This window comes from Streptomyces sp. DSM 40750 (assembly GCF_024612035.1).
Lineage (GTDB): Bacteria > Actinomycetota > Actinomycetes > Streptomycetales > Streptomycetaceae > Streptomyces.
The window spans coordinates 7823070-7845768 of the sequence record NZ_CP102513.1 but is presented as its reverse complement, the minus strand read 5'-3'; the positions used below and the strand labels follow the sequence as shown (position 1 = coordinate 7845768).

Annotated in this window: 22 protein-coding genes; 14 read left to right on the top strand and 8 right to left on the bottom strand. The window is 71.1% G+C overall.

The window, feature by feature from the left end; all coding sequences use genetic code 11:
• The first annotated feature begins 117 nt into the window (after positions 1 to 117).
• The 4 genes from JIX55_RS35020 to JIX55_RS35005 all read left to right on the top strand — a co-directional run bounded on the left by JIX55_RS35020 (position 118) and on the right by JIX55_RS35005 (position 2958).
• Positions 118 to 1692, top strand: a complete 1575-nt coding sequence (locus JIX55_RS35020; RefSeq protein WP_257567233.1) for a phage tail sheath subtilisin-like domain-containing protein — start codon at positions 118 to 120, stop codon at positions 1690 to 1692.
• Between the two features lie 68 nt (positions 1693 to 1760).
• Positions 1761 to 2204, top strand: a complete 444-nt coding sequence (locus JIX55_RS35015; protein WP_257540363.1) for a phage tail protein — start codon at positions 1761 to 1763, stop codon at positions 2202 to 2204.
• Positions 2204 to 2803 carry a hypothetical protein gene (locus JIX55_RS35010; RefSeq protein WP_257567232.1) on the top strand — a complete coding sequence of 200 codons (600 nt, stop codon included), beginning with the start codon at positions 2204 to 2206 and terminating at the stop codon, positions 2801 to 2803. Before JIX55_RS35015 ends, JIX55_RS35010 begins: the two co-directional genes overlap by 1 nt.
• Positions 2800 to 2958 carry a DUF6760 family protein gene (locus tag JIX55_RS35005; protein WP_013000546.1) on the top strand — a complete coding sequence of 53 codons (159 nt, stop codon included), beginning with the start codon at positions 2800 to 2802 and terminating at the stop codon, positions 2956 to 2958. The genes JIX55_RS35010 and JIX55_RS35005 overlap by 4 nt, the downstream gene beginning before the upstream one ends.
• Before the next feature lie 305 nt (positions 2959 to 3263).
• Here the strand turns inward: JIX55_RS35005 and JIX55_RS35000 are convergent, their stop codons facing one another.
• Positions 3264 to 5036, bottom strand: a complete 1773-nt coding sequence (locus JIX55_RS35000) for a hypothetical protein (protein ID WP_257567231.1) — start codon at positions 5034 to 5036, stop codon at positions 3264 to 3266.
• Positions 5037 to 6297: 1261 nt separating this feature from the next.
• On the opposite strand from JIX55_RS35000, the gene JIX55_RS34995 reads away from it, so the two are divergent.
• From JIX55_RS34995 to JIX55_RS34955, 9 genes are all read left to right on the top strand, one after another.
• A complete protein-coding gene (locus JIX55_RS34995; RefSeq protein ID WP_257569739.1) occupies positions 6298 to 6954 on the top strand; it encodes an extensin in 657 nt (218 codons plus the stop codon).
• 71 nt (positions 6955 to 7025) lie between these two features.
• Complete coding sequence (locus JIX55_RS34990) at positions 7026 to 7451, top strand: phage tail protein (protein ID WP_257540375.1); 426 nt, start codon at positions 7026 to 7028, stop codon at positions 7449 to 7451.
• A 17-nt stretch (positions 7452 to 7468) separates the two neighbouring features.
• Positions 7469 to 8194: a CIS tube protein gene (locus JIX55_RS34985; protein ID WP_257540377.1), complete on the top strand. Its 726-nt coding sequence runs from the start codon at positions 7469 to 7471 to the stop codon at positions 8192 to 8194.
• Complete coding sequence (locus tag JIX55_RS34980; RefSeq protein WP_257567230.1) at positions 8194 to 10095, top strand: VgrG-related protein; 1902 nt, start codon at positions 8194 to 8196, stop codon at positions 10093 to 10095. The genes JIX55_RS34985 and JIX55_RS34980 overlap by 1 nt, the downstream gene beginning before the upstream one ends.
• 79 nt (positions 10096 to 10174) lie before the next feature.
• Positions 10175 to 10618 carry a GPW/gp25 family protein gene (locus tag JIX55_RS34975; RefSeq protein WP_257567229.1) on the top strand — a complete coding sequence of 148 codons (444 nt, stop codon included), beginning with the start codon at positions 10175 to 10177 and terminating at the stop codon, positions 10616 to 10618.
• Positions 10618 to 12576 (top strand): putative baseplate assembly protein, encoded by a 1959-nt coding sequence (locus tag JIX55_RS34970; protein WP_257567228.1) that lies wholly within the window; start codon positions 10618 to 10620, stop codon positions 12574 to 12576. The genes JIX55_RS34975 and JIX55_RS34970 overlap by 1 nt, the downstream gene beginning before the upstream one ends.
• A gap of 124 nt (positions 12577 to 12700) precedes the next feature.
• Positions 12701 to 13258 (top strand): phage tail protein, encoded by a 558-nt coding sequence (locus JIX55_RS34965; RefSeq protein WP_257567227.1) that lies wholly within the window; start codon positions 12701 to 12703, stop codon positions 13256 to 13258.
• Complete coding sequence (locus JIX55_RS34960; RefSeq protein WP_257567226.1) at positions 13255 to 14859, top strand: NADase-type glycan-binding domain-containing protein; 1605 nt, start codon at positions 13255 to 13257, stop codon at positions 14857 to 14859. Before JIX55_RS34965 ends, JIX55_RS34960 begins: the two co-directional genes overlap by 4 nt.
• 169 nt (positions 14860 to 15028) lie before the next feature.
• Positions 15029 to 15583, top strand: coding sequence for a glycoside hydrolase family 25 protein (locus tag JIX55_RS34955; protein WP_257567225.1), 555 nt, complete (start codon positions 15029 to 15031; stop codon positions 15581 to 15583).
• Positions 15584 to 15660: 77 nt separating this feature from the next.
• Here the strand turns inward: JIX55_RS34955 and JIX55_RS34950 are convergent, their stop codons facing one another.
• Entirely contained in the window at positions 15661 to 15873 is a 213-nt protein-coding gene (locus JIX55_RS34950; protein ID WP_257567224.1) for an EF-hand domain-containing protein, read from the bottom strand.
• A 72-nt stretch (positions 15874 to 15945) separates the two neighbouring features.
• The gene (locus JIX55_RS34945) at positions 15946 to 16860 is read right to left on the bottom strand and encodes a MerR family transcriptional regulator (RefSeq protein ID WP_257567223.1); all 915 of its coding nucleotides are present in this window, start codon (positions 16858 to 16860) and stop codon (positions 15946 to 15948) included.
• Between the two features lie 61 nt (positions 16861 to 16921).
• Here JIX55_RS34945 and JIX55_RS34940 point away from each other — a divergent pair, with 61 nt between their 5' ends.
• The gene (locus JIX55_RS34940) at positions 16922 to 17560 is read left to right on the top strand and encodes a GNAT family N-acetyltransferase (protein WP_257567222.1); all 639 of its coding nucleotides are present in this window, start codon (positions 16922 to 16924) and stop codon (positions 17558 to 17560) included.
• Here the strand turns inward: JIX55_RS34940 and JIX55_RS34935 are convergent.
• From JIX55_RS34935 to JIX55_RS34915, 5 genes are all read right to left on the bottom strand, one after another.
• On the bottom strand, positions 17542 to 18168 hold the full coding sequence (locus tag JIX55_RS34935) for an ADP-ribosyltransferase (protein ID WP_257567221.1): 627 nt from the start codon (positions 18166 to 18168) through the stop codon (positions 17542 to 17544). The two genes, JIX55_RS34940 and JIX55_RS34935, sit on opposite strands and share 19 nt — an antisense overlap.
• Before the next feature lie 84 nt (positions 18169 to 18252).
• Positions 18253 to 19455 carry a YncE family protein gene (locus tag JIX55_RS34930; RefSeq protein WP_257569586.1) on the bottom strand — a complete coding sequence of 401 codons (1203 nt, stop codon included), beginning with the start codon at positions 19453 to 19455 and terminating at the stop codon, positions 18253 to 18255.
• Between the two features lie 170 nt (positions 19456 to 19625).
• Complete coding sequence (locus tag JIX55_RS34925; RefSeq protein ID WP_257567220.1) at positions 19626 to 20129, bottom strand: ATP-binding protein; 504 nt, start codon at positions 20127 to 20129, stop codon at positions 19626 to 19628.
• Positions 20130 to 20434: 305 nt separating this feature from the next.
• Entirely contained in the window at positions 20435 to 21202 is a 768-nt protein-coding gene (locus JIX55_RS34920) for an enoyl-CoA hydratase/isomerase family protein (protein WP_257567218.1), read from the bottom strand.
• 87 nt (positions 21203 to 21289) lie between these two features.
• Positions 21290 to 22546 (bottom strand): L,D-transpeptidase, encoded by a 1257-nt coding sequence (locus JIX55_RS34915; protein WP_257567216.1) that lies wholly within the window; start codon positions 22544 to 22546, stop codon positions 21290 to 21292.
• Positions 22547 to 22699 lie beyond the last annotated feature (153 nt).

Here is a 22699-nt window from a genome sequence, read left to right as displayed (position 1 = left end):
GCTGCCCCTGGGGGCAACAGAGCTGCCCCCGACCAGGCCCGCAAGGACGTTTCGGGGGACGCGCTTCGCGCGTGAGGGTGAGAGGCGACCTGTCTCGTACCCCAAGGAGAGCAGAGCATGCCGTCCTACCTGTCGCCGGGCGTCTACGTCGAGGAGGTGGCCAGCGGCTCGCGTCCCATCGAGGGTGTGGGCACCTCGGTGGCCGCCTTCGTCGGCCTGGCCCCGACCGGTCCGCTGAACGAGCCGACCCTGGTGACCAACTGGTCCCAGTACGTCGCGGCCTTCGGCGAGTTCACCGACGGCTACTACCTCGCGCACTCGGTGTACGGGTTCTTCAACAACGGCGGCAGCGCCGCGTACGTCGTCCGGGTCGGCGGCTCCGACCAGGGCGCGTCCGCCGGCGGACCGGCCGCCGTGACGGGCTCGGCCGCGCCGGCCGCGCTCCCCCCGGGCGAGCCGAAGCAGCTGGGCACCTTCAACGTGACCGCCATCGCGGGCGGTTCGCTCAGCGTCGAGGTCGCCGACCCCGAGGGCGAGGGCCCGGCCGAGCGGTTCAAGCTGATCGTCAAGGACGGCGACAAGGCCGTCGAGACGTTCGACGTGACCGCCAAGAAGGGCGGCCGCAACTACGTCGTCACCCAGGTCAAGGAGCGCTCCAAGCTCATCACGGTCCAGGAGGCGGCGCCGGCCGCGCAGCTCGCGCGCCCCGACAACCAGACCGTGGCGCTGGCGGCCCCCGCCGCTCCCGCCCCCGTCTCCCCCACCGCGACGGACGACGGCCACCCCGGCCCCGCCGAGTACCTCGGCGACTCCGCCGACCGCACCGGCTTCGGCGGCCTGGAGGCCGTGGACGAGATCTCGATGGTCGCCGTGCCCGACCTGATGGCCGCCTACCAGCGCGGCGCGATCGACCTGGAGGCGGTCAAGGCCGTCCAGCTCGGTCTGATCGCGCACTGCGAGCTGATGGGCGACCGGGTCGCCGTCATCGACCCGCCGCCCGGCCTCAACGCCCGTCAGATCCGGGTCTGGCGCCAGGAGACCGCCGGGTACGACTCCAAGTACGCGGCCCTCTACTACCCCTGGGTCAAGGTCTTCGACCCGGCCACCGGCCAGTCCCGCGTGGTCCCGCCGAGCGGCCACGTCGCCGGCGTCTGGGCCCGCAACGACTTCGAGCGCGGTGTTCACAAGGCGCCCGCCAACGAGGTCGTACGCGGCGCGGTCGACCTGGAGCTCCAGATCACCCGGGGCGAGCAGGACCTCCTCAACCCCATCGGCGTCAACTGCATCCGTGCCTTCCCGGGCCGCGGCATCCGCGTCTGGGGCGCCCGCACCATGTCCTCCGACCCGGCCTGGCGCTACCTCAACATCCGCCGGTACTTCAACTACCTGGAGGAGTCGATCCTGATCGGCACCCAGTGGGTGGTGTTCGAGCCGAACGACCACGCGCTGTGGGCCCGGATCCGGCGCAACGTCTCCGCGTTCCTGGTCAACGAGTGGCGCCAGGGCGCCCTCTTCGGCCAGCGTCCCGAGGAGGCGTACTACGTCAAGTGCGACGAGGAGACCAACCCGCCGGAGTCGGTCGACCTCGGCCGGGTCATCTGCGAGATCGGTATCGCCCCGGTCAAGCCCGCCGAGTTCGTGATCTTCCGGCTGGCGCAGTTCTCCAGCGGCAACGGGGAGCTGGAGGAGTAGGCCGTCCCTCCGCTTCCTCCCCGCCCTCGTACGCCAATCGTCAAGACGCCTAGAAGGACAGAGAACAGATGAGTCTCGCGCCGGGTGACGCCCTTACTTCACATAATTTCGGCCTGCAGATCGACGGGGTGATGGTCGAGTACCTCGCGGAGGTCAGCGGCCTCAGCCTCGAACAGGACGTCATCACGTATCAGCAGAACTCCGCCCAGGGCCGGCCCGAGGTCAACCTTCTGCCCGGTGTGCAGAAGAACGGGCAGTGCACCGTGGTCCGCGGTATGACCCAGTCGGCCGCGTTCAACACGTGGATCAACGACTCGATCAACGGTCAGATGAGCTCGGCCCGTAAGAACGCGTCGATCATCATGATGGATTATCAGAACAATCCGGTGAAGCGGTACAACATGCGCAACGCCTGGTGCAGCAAGATCGACGCGAGCACCCTCAAGGCGGGCGAGGCGTCCGCGCTCACCGAGACCGTGACCATCGTCTTCGAAGAACTGGTCATCGAGTAATGCGGCGTACGGCTGCCAGGGCGGGCGCGGGCTCGATCGTGGACGTACCGAGCCCGGGTCCGGGGGCAGCGGGTCCGGAGTCGGTGGCGGGCATGGGCGCGGGTGCGGGTGTGGGCGCGGGTGCGGGGGGCGGATCGGCTGCGGCCGCTTCCGCCTTCGCCCCCGCCCAGGGCTCCGCTCCTTCTCCCGTGCCGGCTCCGGCTCCGGCCGTGGCGCCGGTGGCGCAGCGGCTGCGGACGGAGTTCCCGTTCGAGCTGCCGCGCGGCTATGTCGACGAGGCGGGGAACGTCCACCGGGAGGGCGTGATGCGTCTCGCCACCGCCCGGGACGAGTTGATCCCGCTCCGCGACGTCCGCGTCCAGGAGAACCCGGCGTATCTGTCGGTCGTGCTGCTCGGCCGGGTCATCACCCGGCTGGGTAATCTGCCGATGGTCCACGACGGGATCGTGGAGAACATGTTCGCGTCCGACCTCGCGTTCCTGCAGGACTTCTACCGGCAGGTCAACGCGGAGGGTCACACCCGTGCCGCCGTGGAGTGCCCCCACTGCTCCGAGCCCTTCGAGGTCGAACTCGGCGGGAGCCGCCTGGGGGAATCGTGACGTACGCGACCGACCGGCTGCACGAGGAGATCGCGTACGTCGCCTACCACTTCCACTGGGGCTTCGAGGAGATCCTCGACCTCGAACACCACGACCGCCGCCGCTACACCGAACAGATCGCGTCCCTCGTGACACGGGGCGGGGCGGAGGGCTGACACGTGGGGTTCTTGGATCGCCTACGGGGTGCCGCCGGGGCGGCGGGGCGCCGGGGCGGGGTTGAGGGTGGTGCGTCGGGTACCGGGGGTGGCTCGGGTACCGGGATGACGGCTGGGGCCGGTTCGGCTTCGGTGGTTGGAGCACCTTCAGTGGTTGGAGCACCTTCGGTGAGTGGGGCTGCTCCGGTGAGTGGGGCTGCTCCGGTGAGTGGGGCTGCTTCGGTCGGCGAGGTCGCCTCGGTCGGCGGGGCTGCTCCGGTCGGCGGGGTCGCCTCGGTCGGTGGCTGGGAGGGGCTTGCTCCGATTCAGCGGGCCATCGACGGGCGGGCCGTTGTCGCGGACGCCGGGTTCAGTGGGCGGTTGAGCACCTGGCAGAACCCGTCCTTCACCGGGACCTTGTCCCACGCCGTCCTGCCCGGAGCGCCGGGCGGGTTGGTCAAGGACGTCCTCACCACGTCGGCGACACCCGTCTCCGGCCTCGAACTGCCCTCGCGCACCCTGCCGGTGGCGAACGACGAGCCTCCGGCCCCCGCCAACCTGCCCGGCGACGCACTGCCGGTGCAGCGAGCGCCGTACCAGGTCACGCCGTCCCGCCCGACCGGGCCCCGGGTGACTCCCGTACCGCCCCGCACCGCCCGTCCGACCCCGCTGACCAAGGTTCCCGCCGCGCCTGCCGTGCAGCGCCGGACACTGCCGACGGCACGGCCGCAGGGTTCCGGGGTCGCCGGGGCGTCGGGCGGTACCGCGTCAGCGCATACGGCTTCGGGTGGTGCCTCGTCGGGGCATGCGGCACCGGGCGGTACCGCGTCCGCGTCTACGGCGTCCGGATCTTCCGCATCGGGCGCGGCTGATTCCGGTGCGCGTCCGGTCGGCGCGTCCGTCGGCCCGCGTGAAGCCACGGCGCCTACCGGAGCGAGTGGTCGCGTCGACGCCTCGGGGAGCGGCTTCGCCGACACGGCTACCGGTCCCCGCGACATGGGGGCCGACCTCGGGCACGCGGGGCTCGGCATCCAGCGGGCGACGGCCGACGCCGGCCGTACGTCGGCCGATCCCGCCGGGACGGCAACTGTCCCCGCCGGGACGCCAACCGGTTCCGCCGGAACGGCAACTGGTTCCGCCGGGACGGCAGCCGGCCCGTCCGGCACGGCTACCCGTCCTGGCGACACTCCTGTCGTCCCCAGCCGAGCAGAGGTCAGCACCCGACGGGCAGCAGCCGGACCCAGTCGTACGACAACCAGCCCCAGCACAGCGAACACCAACTCCACCGGAGCATCGGCCGGCCCGCGCGGGACCGTGGGCGGCCACGGCGGCACGCCGACCAGCCCCGGCAACACGGGGGTCAACGCCCAACGATCGATGGCCGGACACGGCAACACAGCGGGTGAGGCAGCCGGTACGACGACAGATCCCGGCGCGACGTCGAGCGGCCCTGGCACGAGGGCGACCGGCCCCGGTAACCCGGCGGCCGGCATCCAGCGTGCGGCGATCAACCCCAGCGGCACATCGAACAACCCCCCAGGCCCGACCGCCGACGCAGCCACAAGCTCCGGCTCTGGCACCGCCACCGGCTCGGGCTCGGGCTCGGGCTCGGGCTCGGGCTCGGGCTCGGGCTCGGGCTCGGGCTCGGGCTCGGGCTCGGGCTCGGGCTCGGGCAGGATGGTCGGCGGCCCCGGACGTACTGCGACCGGCGGCCCTTCCGGCGGAGCGGTCAACGTCCAGCGGACGGCGACCGGTCCCAGCCGTACGGCAGCCGGGCCCGCCGGAACTCCAACCAGCCCGTCCGCGACGCCGACCAGCCCCAGCACACCGACGCACGGCCGCGACGCGACGACAAGCGGCAGCGGCAGCGGCAGCGGCAGCGGCAGCGGCAGCGGCAGCACGACGACAGCTGGCGCCGGTAGGTCTGCTGATGGCCCGAGCGGCAGGCCCACCAGCACCGGTGACGCGGTGATCGGTGTCCAGAGAGCGACCACCGACCGCAGCGGCGCGCCACGCGCCTCCGCCCGTACGGCCTCCAACCCCGACGGCACGGCGGCCGACTCCAACGGCACGGCCACCTCCGGCAACGCAGTTGCCAACGTCCAAAGGGCATCGGCCACCCCCGACAGCGCGGACGTCAACGCCCAACGGGCACCGGCCGGCCCCGGCGGCCCCACGGCCACTTCCTTCGGACCCACGCCCCACTCCCCCAACGCGCCGACCAGTCCCGGCAACCCGGCGCCCGTGCCCGGCCGCCCGGCCGACGCCAACAGCCAGCCCCCCGGCACCGGCACCCGAGGCACGCCCTCCGCCGGTCCATCAGGCGGCAACCCTCTCGGCGCGCAGGCCAACATCCAACGGACGTCAGCCACCAGCAGCGGCACTACGGCGGCAGCAACCGGCCCCAGCAACCCCGCAGCCCCAGTCGCCCCAGCCGCGAAGCCGGCCGCCGCGAACTCGCCTGCTCCTGGGCAGAATCATCCTGCCCCCGCCACCCCCGCCACCCCTGTCATCCCTGTCACCACGCCGACCCCGCCGAGCACGCCCCCCGTCGCTGCCACACACCCGGTACAGCGGCGCACCTCCGGCGGGGCAAGGCGCATGGGCCTCGGCGCCCCGACCTCCGGGAACGCCCCGACCTCCGGGAACGCACCGGCCTCAGGCAACGCCCCGACCTCCGGAAGGAACGCGTCGGCCTCCGGCAATGTGCCGGCCCCCACCGACACACCCGCGCCCCCAAGCCCGGCATCCTCACCCAGCGTCGCCGCCGCCCCTCCGCCGTCGGCCCCCTCCACTCAGCCGACCGGACCGACCACACCCCCGGGCCAGGCACACCGAACCCACGCCGAGGCCACCAGCCCGACCACCCCCTCGGGCCCCCCGGCTCCCCCGATCCAGCGCACCACCGCCCCCCGTCAGCGCCCCCTGCTCGGCGCCCCCCTCTCCACCCCGCCCCAAGACGCGAAGCCCCTCTCCGGGCACACCGCCCCCGGCGGTGCACGCCCAGCCGCCCCCTCTCCCGTACAGCGGGCCACCACACCACACCAGGGAACGGCGAAGCACACCCCAGCCCCGATCCCTCAGCCCCCGAAAGCTCCCGCACCCGCACCGGCGCCAGCGCCGACGCCGCCCCAGCCACTTCACCGCCCCCCTGCCGTTCCCCTGACCCGCCCGGTCCTCAGCACCCCCGCCGTACAGCGAGCCACGGCCTCCCCCTCAGCCACCGGCGCCCCAGCCGAAGGCCCCAAGCCCGCGGTACAACGCGCCCCCGCAACCAGGACCACGCCGCCGACAACGACCACCACCACCGGTGCCCCCACGCCACGCGCATTCGCACCCATCGCCACCCCCGCACGCCCCTTGACCCCCACCCGCGCCCTCACCTCATCGCTCCCCCTCGCCACCGCACCCGCCACCGCGCCCTCCGCCGTCCAGCGTCAGGCCCCGCAACCCGCCGTACCCCTGCGCCGCCCCACGCCCACGACAGGTCGGCCGTCCCCGGGCACCGGCCCCGCCGTACAACGCCTCACGGCCGACAAGCCCGCATCCCGTACCGCCATCCCCCTCACCGTCGCCCCCACGACACCCCCGCGGGCACCACAGCGGCCGAGCACGCTCCCCGCCAGGGCAGTCACCCAGCGCGAAGCCGCCACTGCCCCCGACCTCACCCCCACGACCCCCCACGCACCCACACCCCCACTCCCCACCGCGATCCAGCGAGCCCCGGAAACCTCCCTCCGTCCCACCACCGCCACCACAACCACAGCCGTCTCCCCCGTAACAGCGACAGCGGCCCCCTCGGCGCACCGCACCGCTTCGGCCGCCTCACCGCCCACCGGCCCGTCACCCAACAACAACGACGAAGCCCCCAAGGCCCAGTTCGACCCCCGCTCCCTCACCGACTTCCAGCTCGACGAACTGACGCACAAGCTCATCGGCCGGATCACCCGTCTCGTCCGCACCGAACTCCGTCTCGACCGCGAGCGCATCGGCAAACTCCGCGACCCCCGCCACTGATCCGCCGACACCAGCCCCCGACAAAGCCGGCCCGCACCACCCGACCCCCGTCCGCAGAAAGGCCCTCCCCGATGCCCCGCGATCTCGACCCGGGCTCCACCATCTTCTTCACGCTGACGATCGACGGCGAGAGCCTCGGTTACTTCAACGGCTGTGAAGGGCTGTCGTCGACGGTGGAGATCGAGCACCGCCAGGAGGGCGGGAACAACGGGTTCGTCTGGCAGCTCCCGTCGCGTGTGACGTTCTCGAACATCCGGCTGACAAGGCCGCTGACACCGGACACGGCGAAGGTCGCGGCGTGGATCTCGTCCGTGGCCACGGGGGTCAAGCGGCCGACGGCCCAGATCGCGGCGCTGCGCGCGGACGGCTCGGAGGTGGCGCACTGGGGGCTGATCGACGTCCTGCCGGTGAGCTGGCAGGGGCCGTCCCTGGACCCGGCCAACCCCAGCGTGGCGACCGAGGTCCTGGAGATCACGCACCACGGATTCACGGACTGAGGGGCGGGGACCAGGACATGGCGAAGGGAAGCAGGGGCGGCGCGGGCAAGAGTCTCGTGCGGGCCACGCTGGCCATTCACGAGCCGCCGGTCGGGACGAGCACGACGCCGGGCGGGCTGATGAAGACGTTCAACTTCGAGTTCAACCCGTCCGAGTTGACGCTGAGCCGGCGCGCCCAGTGGAAGACGACGGTCAGCGCGGCCGTACGCGACGGCGCGCTGCCGGAGTTCATGGGGCCCGAGCCCCGGGAGATGAACGTCGAGATCTTCCTCGACTCTTCCGACAAGCCGAGCGGCAACACGGTGCTGAAGAAGGTGGAATCCCTGTTGTCCTGCTGCGAGGTGACGGCCAAGAGCCTCGCCGCGAAGCAGCCGTCGCCGCCCTGGGTGGTGTTCCAGTGGGGGTCGTTCTCGACGGCCCGCTTCACCGCGTACGTCAGTTCCGTGGACGTCACGTACTCCCTGTTCGGGACGACCGGTGTGCCGATCCGGGCCACCTGCCGGATGTCGCTGCACGAGATCCCCAGTACGACCAAGGGGCAGAACCCGACGTCGGGCGCGCTCACCGCGCAGAGCGTGCACCGGGTGGTGGCGGGCGACTCGCTGCAGTCGCTGGCGTGGCGCGAGTACGGCAACGCGTCCGCGTGGCGGGCGATCGCCGAGGCCAACGGCATCGACGACCCCACCCACCTGCCCACCGGCATCGAACTCGTCCTCCCGGCCGCCGAGGAGGTGGGTTTCTGATGGTGAAGCCGTCCTTCTCCAACGTCATCCATGTCACCCTCGACGGCAAGAAACTGCCCACCGAGTACGCCGACCTGCTGGTCGGCGGCTGGGTCGATCTCGGCGCCGGGGTGCCCGGCGCGTTCCGGCTGACCTTCCGGGACCCGCACGGGCTGCTGCTGGGCAAGCTGAACGTCAGGTTCGGCTCCAAGGTCGTCATCGCCCCCGTCGCCGACGGGCAGGGCGCCGCGTCCCCGCTGCTCACCGGCGAGGTCACCGGCATGGAGACCGACTACGACGGCACCGGCACCTTCACCGTCGTCCGCGGCTACGACCCGGGCCATCGGCTGATGCGGGTGCGCAGGGTGGCGGCGTACCGCAACCAGACGGCCGCCGACATCGCCCGCAAGCTGGCCGCGATGAACGGCATCCCGGTCGGGCAGGTGCAGTCCACCAAGACGGTCTACGACTTCATCAGCCAGTCCAATGTGACGGACTGGGACTTCCTCGCGCGGCTGGCCGACGAGAACGAGATGGTGATGTCGCTGGACGCCAAGGGGAAGTTCCAGTTCGTCAAGCCGAAGCCGGCGTCCGGCGCGCCCCCGACGAGCACCCCCGGCGAGAAGAGCCCCTTCGTGCTCCAGGCCGGTGTGGACATCCTGCGCTGCCGGGCCGCCGTCACCGCCGCCGACCAGGTCGGCAAGGTCGAGGCGCGCGGCTGGAACGTCACGACGAAGAAGAAGCTCACCGCGACGACCCCCGCGAAGGCCAACCCCGGTATCGCCATCGGCACCACCCCGCAGAAGGCGGCGGCCGCGTTCAAGGCCGCCAAGCTGGTCGAGACCGACACTCCGTACGACCTCCAGACCGAGGTCACGCACGCCGCCGGCTCCCTCGCCGACGACATCACCTCCGCCTTCGCCGAGCTGGAGGTCACCGTGCGCGGCAACCCCAAGCTGCGCCCCGGTGTGCCGGTCACGCTCACCGAGGTGGGCGCCCCGTTCGAGGGCAAGTACACCTGCACCTCCGTACGGCACTCCTTCGGCGACGGCAGCCACTACGAGACCTGGGTGACCGTCAGCGGCCGCCAGTGGCGTTCGCTGTTCGGCCTGACCTCCGGCGGCGGTACGGCGGCACCCCGGCTGCCGAGCGTGGCCAACGCGCTGGTCACCGACGTACAGGATCCGCTGAAGCAGGGCCGGGTGAAGCTCCAGTTCCCGTGGCTGGACGACGCGTACGTCAGCGACTGGACGCGGACCGTGCAGATGGGCGGCAAGGGCGGCGGCGGGATCTTCCCGCTGGACGTCGGCGACGAGGTGCTGGTCGCCTTCGACCGGGGCGCGCTCGACCACCCGTTCGTCATCGGCGGCCTCTACAACGGCGTCGACAAACCCACCCCCGTGAAGGACGTGTGGCTGCACGACCCGGTCAAGAAGAAGGCGATCCGGCACACCCTGTCCGACCGCGAGGGCAACCGGGTGGACCTGCTCAGCCAGCAGACCGGCCTCCGCAAGCAGGGCGTCCGCATCGCCAGCGGCAACGACCGGCTGATCATCAACCTCGACCGTACGAAGACGGAGATCACGGTGGACAGCAGGGGGGCCGTCAGCATCACGGGCGGTACCTCGGTGTCCGTGAAGGCCGGGACCGATCTGACGCTGAGCGCGCTGCGGTCCGTGACCATCAGGAGCGGCGGGCCCCTCAACCTCCAGGGGCAGGGCATGGTCGGCCTGAGGTCGCTCGGCGGCGCGGTCAACATCAACGCGGTGGGCGCCCTCTCCATGAACGCGGCCGGTGCCGCGACGATCAACGCGGCCGGGACCGTGCAGATCAGTGCGGTCGGCCAGGCGGCGCTCCGGGCGGCCAACGTGGACATCATGGGCATCGTGACGGTCAACAAGAAGCCGTATCCGATCCCGTGACGGCCGGAGCCCTGAAGTCCGCCGAAGATTCACACGTTCCAGATGTTCCAGACGTTCCAGAAAGGGGGGTGGCCCGCTGATGGCCGAGCAGTTCGTCGGATCCGGCTGGGCGTTCCCGCTGCGCATCGGACCCACCGGGGGCATCGCCCTGGTCAGCGGGGAGCGCGAGGTCGAGGAGGCCATCCGGCTCGTGCTGGCCACCGCGCCGGGTGAGCGGCCGATGCGCCCCGAATTCGGCTGCGCCATCCACGACCTGGTGTTCGCGCCGGTCAACGAGGCCACCGCCGGCCGTATCCAGCACGAGGTGTACGCGAGCCTCGACCGCTGGGAGCCGCGTATCGAGGTGACCGACGTCGAGGTGACGGCGGGCGCCGACCAGGGCGTCCTCTTCATCGACGTCCGCTACGCGATCCGCGGCACCAACAACCCGCGCAGCCTGGTCTTCCCGTTCTACGTCATCCCCTCCCACGACGAGCCGGGCCTGGCTTCCGAAGGCTCCGAACGTCCCGAAAGCGACCGCTGATGGCCCTGCCCTCCCCGAACCTCGACGACCGCCGCTTCCAGCAGTTCGTCGACGACGCCAAGCGCTACATCCAGCAGCGGGCCCCGGAGTGGACCGACCACAACGTCTCCGACCCCGGCGTCACCCTGGTGGAGACGGTCGCCCACATGGCCGACCAGATCGTCTACCGGCTCAACCGGGTGCCGGAGAAGAACCATCTGGCCTTCCTGGACCTGGTGGGCATCACCCTGTTCCCGCCGTCGGCCGCCCGCACGGATGTCACCTTCTGGCTGTCGGCGCCGCAGGAGGAGCCGATCCTGCTGCCCGTGGGCACCGAGGTCGCCACCGTGCGCACCGAGAGCGAGGAGGCGGTCGTCTTCGCCACCGAGCGCGAACTGTCCGTCGTTCCTTGTGAGTTGCGGCATCTGGTGACCCAGCGGGGCGGTGAGCCGGTCGCCGACCGGACGACCGACCTCGTCGAGGGCAAGGACCTGATGTGCTTCGCCGAGTCCCCGCGGCCCGGCGACTGCATGCTGTTCGGGCTGACCGCCGCCGTGCCGACGTGCGCGGTCGTGCTGGAGCTGGACAGCCGTGTCGACGGCGTCGGCGTGGACCCGCGGCAGCCGCCGCTGGTCTGGGAGGCGTGGACCGAGGACGGCTGGACGGAGTGTGAGGTCGACCGCGACGGCACGGGCGGCCTGAACCGCCCGGGTGAGGTGGTCCTCCACATCCCCGGCGGGCACACCCTGTCCCGCACCGGCGGGCAGGAGGCCGGCTGGCTGCGCTGCCGGGTCACCGAACCCCTCCCCGGCCAGCCCTTCTACACCACCTCGCCGACCGTCCGCGCCGCCGAGGCCTTCACCATCGGCGGCACCACCACCGTCGTACACGCCGAGACCGTGTACGACGAGGCGCTCGGCGAGTCCACCGGCCTGCCCGGGCAGCGGCTGCGGCTCGCCCACTGCCCGGTGGTGGGCGACACCCCGCCCGTACTGCTGCAGACCGCCGAGCACGACGGCTGGAACGACTGGGAGGTCGTCCCCTCCTTCGCCGGGTCCGCCCCGTACGACCGGCACATCACCCTCGACGCCGCCACCGGCGAGATCGCCTTCGGCCCGGCGGTACGGGAGCCCGACGGCACCCTGCGCCAGTACGGGGCCGTCGCTCCGAAGGGCGCCGTCATCCGCGCCGTGCGCTACCGCACGGGAGGCGGCCGGGCCGGAAACGTGGCCCGGGGTGCCGTACGCGTCCTGCGCACCTCCGTCCCGTACGTCTCCGAAGTCGTCAACCGCGAGGCGGCGCGCGGCGGTGTCGATGCCGAGACCGTGGAGGAGGCGAAGGTCCGGGCGCCGATCACCCTGCGCGCCCAGGAACGCGCGGTGACCCTGCGCGACTACGAGGAACTTGCCCGCCGCGCCGCCCCCGAGACCGCCCGCATCACCTGTCTGGAGGGCGAGGAGGGCGAGCACGGGGCGTACGCGGTCAGGGTGTTGGTGGTCCCGCAAGCCGTCCCGGACCCGGGCGGCCGCCTCCGCTTCGAACAACTGGTCCCCGGTGACGCCCTGTTGCGCCGCATCACCCGTCACCTGGACGAACGCCGCCTGATAGGCACCCGGTTGGCCGTCGGCCCGCCCTTCTACCAGGGCATCACCGTCGTCGCCACGCTGCACGCCTTCCGCGGCACGGACACCGACAAAGTCCGCCGCCAGGCCCACGACGCCCTCTACCGCCACCTCGACCCCCTGACCGGCGGCGCCGACGGCCGCGGCTGGCCCTTCGGCCGCCCCGTCCAGTCCGGCGAGGTCTTCGCCGTCCTCCAACGCGTCCCCGGCGTCGAACTCGTGGACGACGTCCAACTCCACCCCGCCGACCCCCTCACCGGCAAACGAGGCGACCCCACCGACCGCATCGACCTCTCGCCCCCGTCCCTGGTCTTCTCCTTCGACCACCGGGTCCGCGTGATCGGGGACAAGCCGTGAGCGCCGCCTTCGCTGTTACCGCTGTGGGCAATCGTTCCGCAGAGCGGAACGGGTGGGCACAGCCTGCAGCGCCGGGCGCCTCAGAAGCACCGGCCACCCAAGGCCACCGGATGGGGGTCAGCCCATGAGAGGTTCCATCGACGGCCTCGGCTCCTCCACCCCCATCGGCACCATGCTCCCCGCCGTCTTCGCCGACGACGACCTCGCCCAACGATTCGTCGGCGGCCTGGACGACGTACTCGCCCCGATCCTCTCCGTCCTCGACTGCCTGGACTCCTACTTCACCCCGTCGCTGGCCCCCCTGGACTTCACCCAGTGGCTGGCCGGCTGGGTCGGCGCCGAGACCGACGGCACGGAACCGGAGGCCCGCCTGCGCGCCGCGGTCGCGGCCGCCGCGTATCTGCACCGGGTACGCGGCACCCGGCGCGGCCTGTCCGAGGCGGTACGCCTGGTGTTCGGCGTGACCCCGGAGATCACCGAGAGCGGCGCCGCCAGTTGGGACGCCCGCCCCCTCGGCCCGGTCCCCGGCGAACACCGCCCCCGGCTCCACGTGACCCTGCGCCTGCCCCACCCCACCCCCGCGGACGAACACCGCCTGGACAGCCTCGTGGCCGCCGCCCGCCCCGCCCACATGCCCTACACGGTCCAGGTGACCGCCGCCGAAAGGATCCCCGAGAGATGACCAGCCAGACCCCCGGCACCGGCCAGGCCCAGAGCTGCGCCGAATGCGGAACCCGCGGGGAGCCCGGCCAGTCCTTCTGCGACGCCTGCGGCGCGGTACTCGGCTGGTCCGACGCCCCGGACCGGGCGACCACGGACCGGACGAACACAGACCGGACGAACACCGGCCGCGCGACGAACGGCGCCGCCGACGGCCCGGACACCGGACGTACGACGGACACCGCCCCCGACCACGGGAACGCCGGACGCGCGGGAGGCACACCCTCTGCCCCCGCCCCGGCGCCCACCGGACGAACGACGACCGGTGACGAGCCGGGCTGGGACGCCTTCGCCCTCCCGGGCACCGGCACGGGTACGGCCCGCACGGCCCACGACGCCGGCCAGCCGAGGGCGACCGCGGCCGACGTCACCCACAGGCGGACCCCGGAGGCGGCCGCGGCGGTCCGAACGGACACCCCGGCCACCGACATCCGGCACCCCGGCAGCACCACGCCGGCACCCGGCACCGGAACGCCGGCCGCCACCCCGCCCCCGGCGTCCACCACGCCGGTGACAGCCGCATCCGCAGCGGCTCCCGCCTCCCCCACCACCCCCGAACCGCCCCCCCCCCCCCCCCGCCACGAGGACGAGGCCGACACCGACCGCCTGCCGACAGCCGCCCCCACCACCCCCCTCCCCACCCACGGAAACCCCCCTCCCGCGCCCTCGGCCGCCGACCGGGCCAGGTCCCTCCTGGTCCCCGTCGCCGACCCCGAACCCCGTGCCCCGGCGGAGCCGGCCGTCGCACCCGTACTGCCGGGCCGCCCCGACGCGCAGCGCCCCCAAGTCCGCACCCCCGGACCGGAGTTCGGTACCGAGGGCGGTGTTCCCTGCCCGTGGTGCGCGACTCCCACCCGGCCGGACCGGCACTTCTGCGCGCGCTGCGCGATGCCGATGGCCGGTCGCGCGGAGGAACCGGGACGGCTGCCGTGGTGGCGCCGGATGCTGAACGGCCGCAACACGGAGACCCCGTGGGCGGGCGACCGCCCCCGCCTGCGCCGCGGCTTCGGCCACATCCTGAACTGGGTGGTCGGCGCCCTCGTCCTCACCCTGATCGTCACCCTCGCCTTCCAGGCCGACGACGGCTACCAGGCGGCCCGCGACCACTTCGCCAAGCGCGCCCCGGTCGTCCCGGACACCTTCAAGGCGTCCCGCTCGTTCCCCGGTCACAAGCCGGAGCTGGCCTTCGACATCCGCAGCAACACGTGGTGGGGCCCGGGTGTCACGCAGTCCGGCGAGGGGGAGTGGCTGGAGGCCCGGTTCCAGCAGCCGACCCGACTGCTGGACGTGCTCATCACCCCCGGCGTCTCGAAGAGGGTGGACCAGCTCCAGGAGTCGGCCCGCCCGCACCGCATCGAGGCGAAGATCACCGCGGCCGACGGCTCCACCTCCACCAAGATGATCAACCTCGACCAGGGCGCCGGCGCCCAACGCCGCAAGTTCCGCGTCGGCGACGCCGTAGCCGTCCGCTTCACCCTCCGCTCCGCCTACGGCGCCGACGACAAGAAGCAGGTGGCCATAGCCGAGATCGAGTTCTTCGGCCGCTCGAACAGCAACAGCTGAGGCGACTCCGGGGAGGCCTCAGCGGCAGGGCCTCCCCGGACCCCGTTCCGGCGCCGCGCACGGGCAGGGGTCGTCCATGCCGAATATGGGGTAAATGGCAAGTAGTTGCCTCCCCCACAGGCCCCCGCAGGCCCCCACAACCGCCTGCCCCCATCCCCGGAGACCCCCCATGCTGCGCGGCGTAGATGTCAGCTCCTACCAGTCCTCCTCGTACGACACCACCGGCCTCTCCTTCGTCTTCATCAAGGCCACCGAGGGCCGCACCTACACCAACCCCAAACTCACCGCCCAGACCAGAACCGCCCGCGAAGCCAGCCTGGTCGTCGGCTTCTACCACTTCCTCTGGCCCGGCAACCTGACCGCCCAGGCCGAGTACTTCGTCAGCAAGGCCCCTGAAAAGGCGGGCGACATCCTCGCCGTCGACTGGGAAACGACAAGCGACGGCACCCACGCGAGCAACGCCGAGAAGGACCGCTTCCTGCGCAAGGTGAAAGAAATGCGCCCCCATCACCGAGTGGTCCTGTACACGAACCGCCACTTCTGGCTGACCGTCGACTCCACGTCCTACGCCGGCGACGCCCTGTGGATCGCCGACTACGTCACCGCCGGCAAACCCCGCGTCAAGGCCAAGTGGCGCTTCCACCAGTACACGGACAACCCGATCGACAAGAACGTGGCGAACTTCGCGAGCAAGGCCACGCTGCGGGAGTGGGCAGGCGGCTGACCGACGTGCGTCGTCGTCGGGTATGACGAAGGGGCGCCCACCGTCATACGCGACGGTGAGCGCCCCTGCGTGTCGGCTCACTTGCCCAGGTGGGCCCAGAACTCGTCGAACGACAGGAGCTTGTCGCCGTTGAGGTCGCGGGTGCGGATGATGACCTCCGCCACGGACTCGGTGACGTTCCAGTCGCCTTCCTGGGCCAGGGCGGTCTTGAACTCCGCGGCGGTGATGAACCCGTCACCGTCCGAGTCGATCCGCTGGAACTCCTTGCGCGCTGCCTCGATGTCCGCCACCGATCCGCCCCTTCTTGGTGCCCTGCCGTCTCTCCGGCAGTCCTGCTGACAGTCCTACTGACGCAGGTCAGATTATCCGGCCACGCGAGCACGGAGTGCGGCGACCACCCACGCGAACTCCTCGGTGTGCGTCGACAGCGGCTCCACGCCCCGCACCAGCGCGGCCAGTTCCCGGAACCGGGCCATCTCGGCGTGGGCCGCCGACGTGACGCGTTCCAGCAGGACGGCCCGGTCGGCGTCGCCGAGCAGCCCGGCCAGCACCTCCTCGGCGGCGGGCGAGGCCGGGTCGACGCCCTCCCGCAGCGCCTCCCCCGCGAGCTGCACCAGACGGCTCATGAACCACAGGGAGGTGCCCGCCGGCACATCCGGCCCCCGGTCCGCCGCGTTGAACTCGACCGTCTGCCGCATCCGCGCCCGGAACCCGGGGTCCTGGATCATCTCGGCCAGCTCCACCCAGGCGTCCACCTGCTCGGGCGTGGGTTCCTCCGGCAGATCCGCGAGGCTGAACCTCAGCCGCGTACGGATGTCGGGGTCCGCGGTGTCGAGGTCCCCGAAGGTCTCCTCCATGAAGTCGTCGATGATCCGCCCGCGTTCGGCGGCGGACAGCCTGGCCAGTCTGTTCATCAGTGTCATCTCCTCCGCGGTCGAGCCGCGTCGCGCCACGGTCGACAGCACCGCCCGGGTCACCTTCAGAGCACGGATCTGCGCGTCCAGCGCGGCCACATGGGCGGCCGCGACCTCCGCGACGGTCGTCTCGCCCGCGAGCACCTGCCGGACGTGGTCCAGGTCGAGCCCTAGCTCCCGCAGGGTGCGGATGAGTTCGAGCCGGGCCACGGACTCGGCGTCGTACAGCCGGTAGCCGCCCGCGCTGCGGGTGACCGGGTGCAGGACACCTTCGTCGGACCAGTAACGGATCGTGCGGACGGACAGCCCGGAGCCGCGGGCGAGCTGCCCGATGGTGAAAAGGCCGGTGCCGTTTTCGATCATGTCTGCGAGTGTGGGCCTTCCAGTGGGTGGAGACTCAAGGGGAGATTCGGGGAGCACGGTGATGGAGACTCTGCGGGACATTCTCGACGCGGCGGCCGACGGTGTCTTTCCACCGCCGGACGGCAGTACGACCGTCGTCCCCCAGCCCTCCCCCCGCGACGCGGGCGTCCTCGCCTTCACCGCGCACTCCGTCGTCTTCACGGACGAGGATCCGGACTGGGTGTACGAGACGCTGGCGGCCGCGGAGTGCGACGCGCTTGCCGCGAGCATGAACCCACGGTTCCTGGCGGCCTTGATGGAACGGACGGGTCGCACGTCCGAGACCATCGACGCGATGCTGGTCGCCTCACCCCTGCCGGGCGAACCGCCGCTCCCGCTGAAGGAGATCGAGGACGCCGGGCATCCCCGCGTCGGGTACGCGCGGCGCCGCCGTGACGACGTACGGGTGTGGACGACGGACGGCGGTGTACTGACGACGGGCCGCGGGATCGCCGGTCGGCTGGAGGTCTCGGTCGAGGTGGAAGAGGACGTACGGCACCGGGGGCTGGGCCGGTCGCTGGTGACCGCCGCGCGGCATCTCGTCGCCGAGCCGCTGTGGGCGCAGATCGCGCCGGGGAACGCCCGCAGCATGCGGGCGTTCCAGTCGGCCGGCTACCGTCCTGTCGGCTCGGAGGCGCTGCTTCAGTGCCAGGGCTCGTAGTAGGGGTTGCTCTCGCAGTCGCTCATCTTCTCCGTCTTGGTCTTCTTGTCGACCGGACAGACGCCGATGATGTACTCCGGCTTGATACCGCCGGGGAAGGCCACCTCGACCTGGTCGGCCCACTTGTGCTGGTCGCCGATGGTCTTGTTGACGTCGACGCCGCCGGGAGCGTCGATGTAGTAGTTGTAGCCGGACTTGTACCAGGTCTTGTACAGGTCGTGGTCGTACGTCGTGGAGACGTACGGCGAGGGCTGGTTGACCAGGACGTACTGCTCGATGTCGTACTGCCCGTCGATGACGTCCTTGGGGTGGAAGCCCTGTTCGAAGATGGTCGCCGGGCCCCGGCTGTCGCTGCGGTAGAGCGTGCCGCAGGTCTCGCGCCAGACCGGGTCGGGGGTGATGCGGTCGACGTCCACGCGGCGGTCGACGGCGGCGTGGACCGGGTCCTCGAACCGGGGACAGGCAGGAGCGGCGGCGGCCTTGGCCGGAGTCGGGTTCCGGGCCTGGTTCTGGGTCGGTGCCGGAGCGGTCGCGGCGGAGGTCGCGAGGACGGCGGAGACGGACAGGACGACGGCGGCGGCCCGGCGGCGCAGACGAGTTGTGATCATGGAGAGCACGATCTCGGCTGCGCGGCGCCGGGCCGGGGACCATCACTCGTATGGAGGCGTGTCAGCCCGCACGGTTGTCGTGTGTCACCGGAAGACGCCCGTGTGGCCGAGGGAGTAGCGGCCGGGCTGCGGGTACACCGCGAGGCCGTGCGGGCCGCTGCCGACGGGGATACGGGCGAGTTGCTCCCCGGTGCGGGTGTCGATGGCGTACACCTCGGAGTCGTAGCGGCCGGAGAGCCACAGGACCTTGCCGTCGGCGGAGACGCCGCCCATGTCGGGGCTGCCGCCGTCGGGGAGGTGCCACTTCTTGGTGAGCTTGTTCTTGGTGAAGTCGAAGACGGAGACGGTGCCCTCGCCGCGGTTGGAGACGTACATCTCGCGGGAGTCGCGGCCGACGTACAGACCGTGGCAGCCCTTGCCGGTGGGCAGCAGCTTCGGCTGGTCGAACTTGTCGCCGTCCAGGACCCACATGCCGTCGGCCATCATGTCGGCGATGTAGAAGCGCTTGCCGTCCGGTGAGATCTTCACGTCCTGCGGCATGGCCCCCTCGAACGGCAGTTTCTGCTGTCCGATCACCTTCATCTTCTCGGTGTCGACCTTCAGCAGCTCACCGCTGAACTCGCACGACACGATGAAGTAGGTGCCGTCGATCGAGAAGTCGGCGTGGTTGACGCCGTAGCAGGTGACCGGCTCGGTCCTGACCCGCTTCATGGTGTGCGGGTCGCGGAAGACGAGTTCGCGGTCGAGGGAGGCCATCACGATGGCGTACTTGCCGTTCGGCGTGAAGTACAGGTTGTAGGGGTCGTGCACCTCGACCGGCTTGCCCGCCTTCCCCGTCCTCGGGTCGATGGGGGTGAGGGTGTGGCCGCGGTTGTTGTTGACCCACAGTGTCTTCAGGTCCCAGGACGGCACGACGTGCTGGGGCTGGCGGCCCACCGGGATCGTCTCGATGATCTCGTACGTCTTCGGGTCGATGACGGAGACGGTGTCCGACTCGCTGTTGGGGACGTAGACCCGGGACGGGAAGTCCTTGACCACCGGGGAGAGCCGGCCCGGTCGGTCGGCGGCGTAGACGTCCTTGGGGTCGAGCACGGGCGGCATGCCGTGCAGTCCCCGGACCGCCGTCCGCTGTTTCTTCTTCCGCTCGGCGGCTTCGGCTTCGGCGGCGGACCGGTCGGCCCGGATCCGCTGCTCCTGCTCATTGGTCCTGGTCTCGGAGCCGCACGCGGCCACGGCGGCGAGAACGGCGGCCGCGAGAAGGGCGCGCTGCACGAGGTTGCGCTGCATGAGGGGGGTGCGGGGCGTGGTCACGCGACCTTTATAGGGAGGTCGAGCTCGGATTCCGGCGATTGGCCCGATCGACGGAGGTGCGCGTTGCGGACATACGTGGCACGGGCGCCCCTTCAGGGGCGCGGGGCTGTGACCCATGCGGATCCACCGCGGGCTGCCCGGCCCGCCTACCGATCCGCGACCCTCATCTCGAACCACGTCGTCTTCCCACGCGGCAGCAGATCGACTCCCCACCGGTCCGAAAGCTTGTCGACGAGGAACAGCCCCCGCCCGCTGATGTCCATCTCCTGAACCGGCATCAGACACGGCAGTCCTCGTGAGGGATCACGTACCTCGACCCGGATCCAGCCCGGCCGGCGGCGCATGCGGAGGCCGAAGACGCGGGCCCCGGTGTGCCGGACGGCGTTGCCGACGAGTTCGGAGACGAGGAGGACCGCGTCCTCGGTCATCTTCGGCGAGAGCCGCCACTGGCGGAGGACGACGACCTGGGCGAGCCGCCGGGCGGTGGCCGCGGACTCGGGGCGGGACGGCAGGGTGACCTCCGCGTCGGTCGGGTTGCCGAACAACTCCAGTGCCTTCTGCGCCCGTTCGTCCTCGATCGCAGGTGACCAACGCGCCGCGGTCGCACTCCCGTGCCGCCGCGACTGTTCGATACCCTCCAGCCCCGCCATGCCCCCATCATGGCCGCCCCGAGCCCCGTTCGGGGCCGTTCCGGAGGAATACAACCCCCGGAACCAACCATTCCGGGTGTTTCGGATGACATATGCCAGTGGCAATGAACTACGCGCAACAGCCCATCTGAACAGCGCAAACCGCCTGAACCCCGGTCAACAACGAGAACCTTGGGCAAGGATCCCTTAAGGGTGACTTAAGGATCGGATAAACCGCTCCTTCGGGCGACACGGGTCATACACCGCGTCAACCGCGAGTCGCCCAGCGGGACTTGCGGGCCGGATTCCGGCGCCGTCAGACGAACTCAGACGAACTTCGCCTTGCCCGGCCCTTCCTCCACGAAGCTCCGCATCCCGCGCTCACGGTCCTCCGTGGCGAACAGCCCCGCGAACCAGTTCCGCTCGATCGCGAGCCCGGTCTCCAGGTCGGTCTCCAGACCCGCGTCGATCGACTCCTTGGCCGCGCGCAGCGCGATCGCCGGCCCCTGGGCCAGCCTGGCGGCCCACTCGTGCGCGGCGGTGTACACCTCGTCGGCCGGGACGACCCGGTCCACCAGGCCGAGCGTGAGGGCCTCGTCCGCCTTGACCATGCGGCCGGTGAAGATGAGGTCCTTGGCCTTGGAGGGACCGATGAGACGGGCCAGCCGCTGGGTGCCGCCCGCGCCCGGGATCACCCCGAGCAGGATCTCCGGCTGGCCGAGCTTCGCGTTCTCCCCGGCGATCCGGTAGTCCGCGCACAGCGCCAGCTCGCAACCGCCGCCCAGCGCATAGCCCGTGACGGCCGCGACGACGGGCTTGGGGATACGGGCCACGGCGCTGAAGGAGTCCTGGAGGGCCCGGGAGCGCGCGACCATCGCCGCGTGGTCCATCGCCTGCATCTCCTTGATGTCCGCGCCCGCCGCGAACACCTTCTCTCCTCCGTAGAGGATCACGGCGCGTACGTCGTCGCGGCGCGTGGCCTCATCGGCGAGTTCCTTGAGGCGGTCCTGGGTGGCGATGTCCAGGGCGTTCATCGGCGGGCGGTCGAGGCGGATCGTCCCGACACCTTCGGCGACTTCGAGATGCACAGTCATGAGGGCAGGTTAACGGGGATTAACGACAACGGCCCCGGTGCAGTGCATCACACCGGGGCCGTATCTCAGGAGCTCAAGCGGCGGCGCTCACGCCTTCCACTTGTCCCACGCCATGTTCCAGCCGTTGTACCCGTTGTCCGGGTCGACGATCCGGTCGTTGGAGTTCTTGACGACCACCACGTCACCGATCATCGAGTTGTCGAAGAACCACGCGCCCGGCGCGCCGCGGTCGTAACCACCGCGGGTGTCACGCAGGCCGATACAGCCGTGGCTGGCGTTGTAGTTGCCGAAGGCGCCGCCGCCCCAGTAGTTGCCGTGGATGAAGGTGCCCGAGTTGGTCAGGCGCATCGCGTCCGGCACGTCCTTGATGTCGTACTCACCGCCGTAGCCGACCGTGTCGCCATTCATCCGGGTCACGCGGAGGCGCTCGCTGATGACCATCTGGCCGTTCCAGGTCTCCATGCCCGGCTGGCCGGTGGTGACCGGGATGGTCTTGATGACCTTGCCGTCCCGCTCGACCTTCATGGTGAGCTTCTTGACGTCGACGACGGAGACCTGGCTGCGGCCGATGGTGAAGGAGACCTTCTTGCTCTGCTCGCCGTAGACGCCGTCGCGGCCCTCGACGCCGTCGAGGTTGAGGTCGACGGTGACCTTCGTGCCGGCCTTCCAGTACTTCTCCGGGCGGAAGTCGATGCGGTCGTTGCCGAACCAGTGCCCGGCGACCTCGACGGCCGGCTCGGTCTTGATGGTGATGGCCTTCTCGACGTCCTCGGGGGCTGTGATGCCCCGCGTGAAGCGGATCGAGAACGGCATGCCGACGCCGACCTTCGAGCCGTCCTCGGGGGTGAAGATGCCGACGAAGGTGTTCTTCGGGGTCAGCGTGGTGAAGGACGAGTCCTCGGCCGCCTCACGCCCCTCGGAGTCCTTCGCGACCGCGTGCACCTTGTACTCGGTGGCCGAGTTGAGGTGGATGGACGGCGTCCAGCTGGCGCCGTCCCCGGATATCTCCCCGGCTATCTTCTCGCCCTTGTCGTTCTCGACCGTGACCTCGGACAGCTTGCCCTTGGCGGCGGTCACCTTGAGGGCGCCGCTGGTGGCCACGGAGTCGGCGCCGTTCTTCGGGGCGATGGAGACCACCGCTTCCGAGGCCTTGGTGGCCGCCTTGTCGGAAGCGCTCTTGTCGGAGCCCTTCCCCTTGTCGCCGTCGGAGCCGGAGTCCGAACCCCCGCCTCCGCCGCACGCGGTGACGGCGAGCAGCATCAGGACCGGCAGCAGCGCCAGGGCCCCCTTGCTCCGTCGAGTCCGCGCGCCAACCGACGCCCCCGATATCGGTCGCCCGTTCAACTGTCTGTTCTCCCCTCGCACGGCCTGATCAGGCCTGCTCCCCTACGCGCAGCGTGCGCGTCCGCACGTACATTAACCAGATGATCGGGATGGTTTGGCCTCGGTGTATGTCACCGTTCAGTCCCAACTTGAACAATCCCCAGCCCGCTGGTC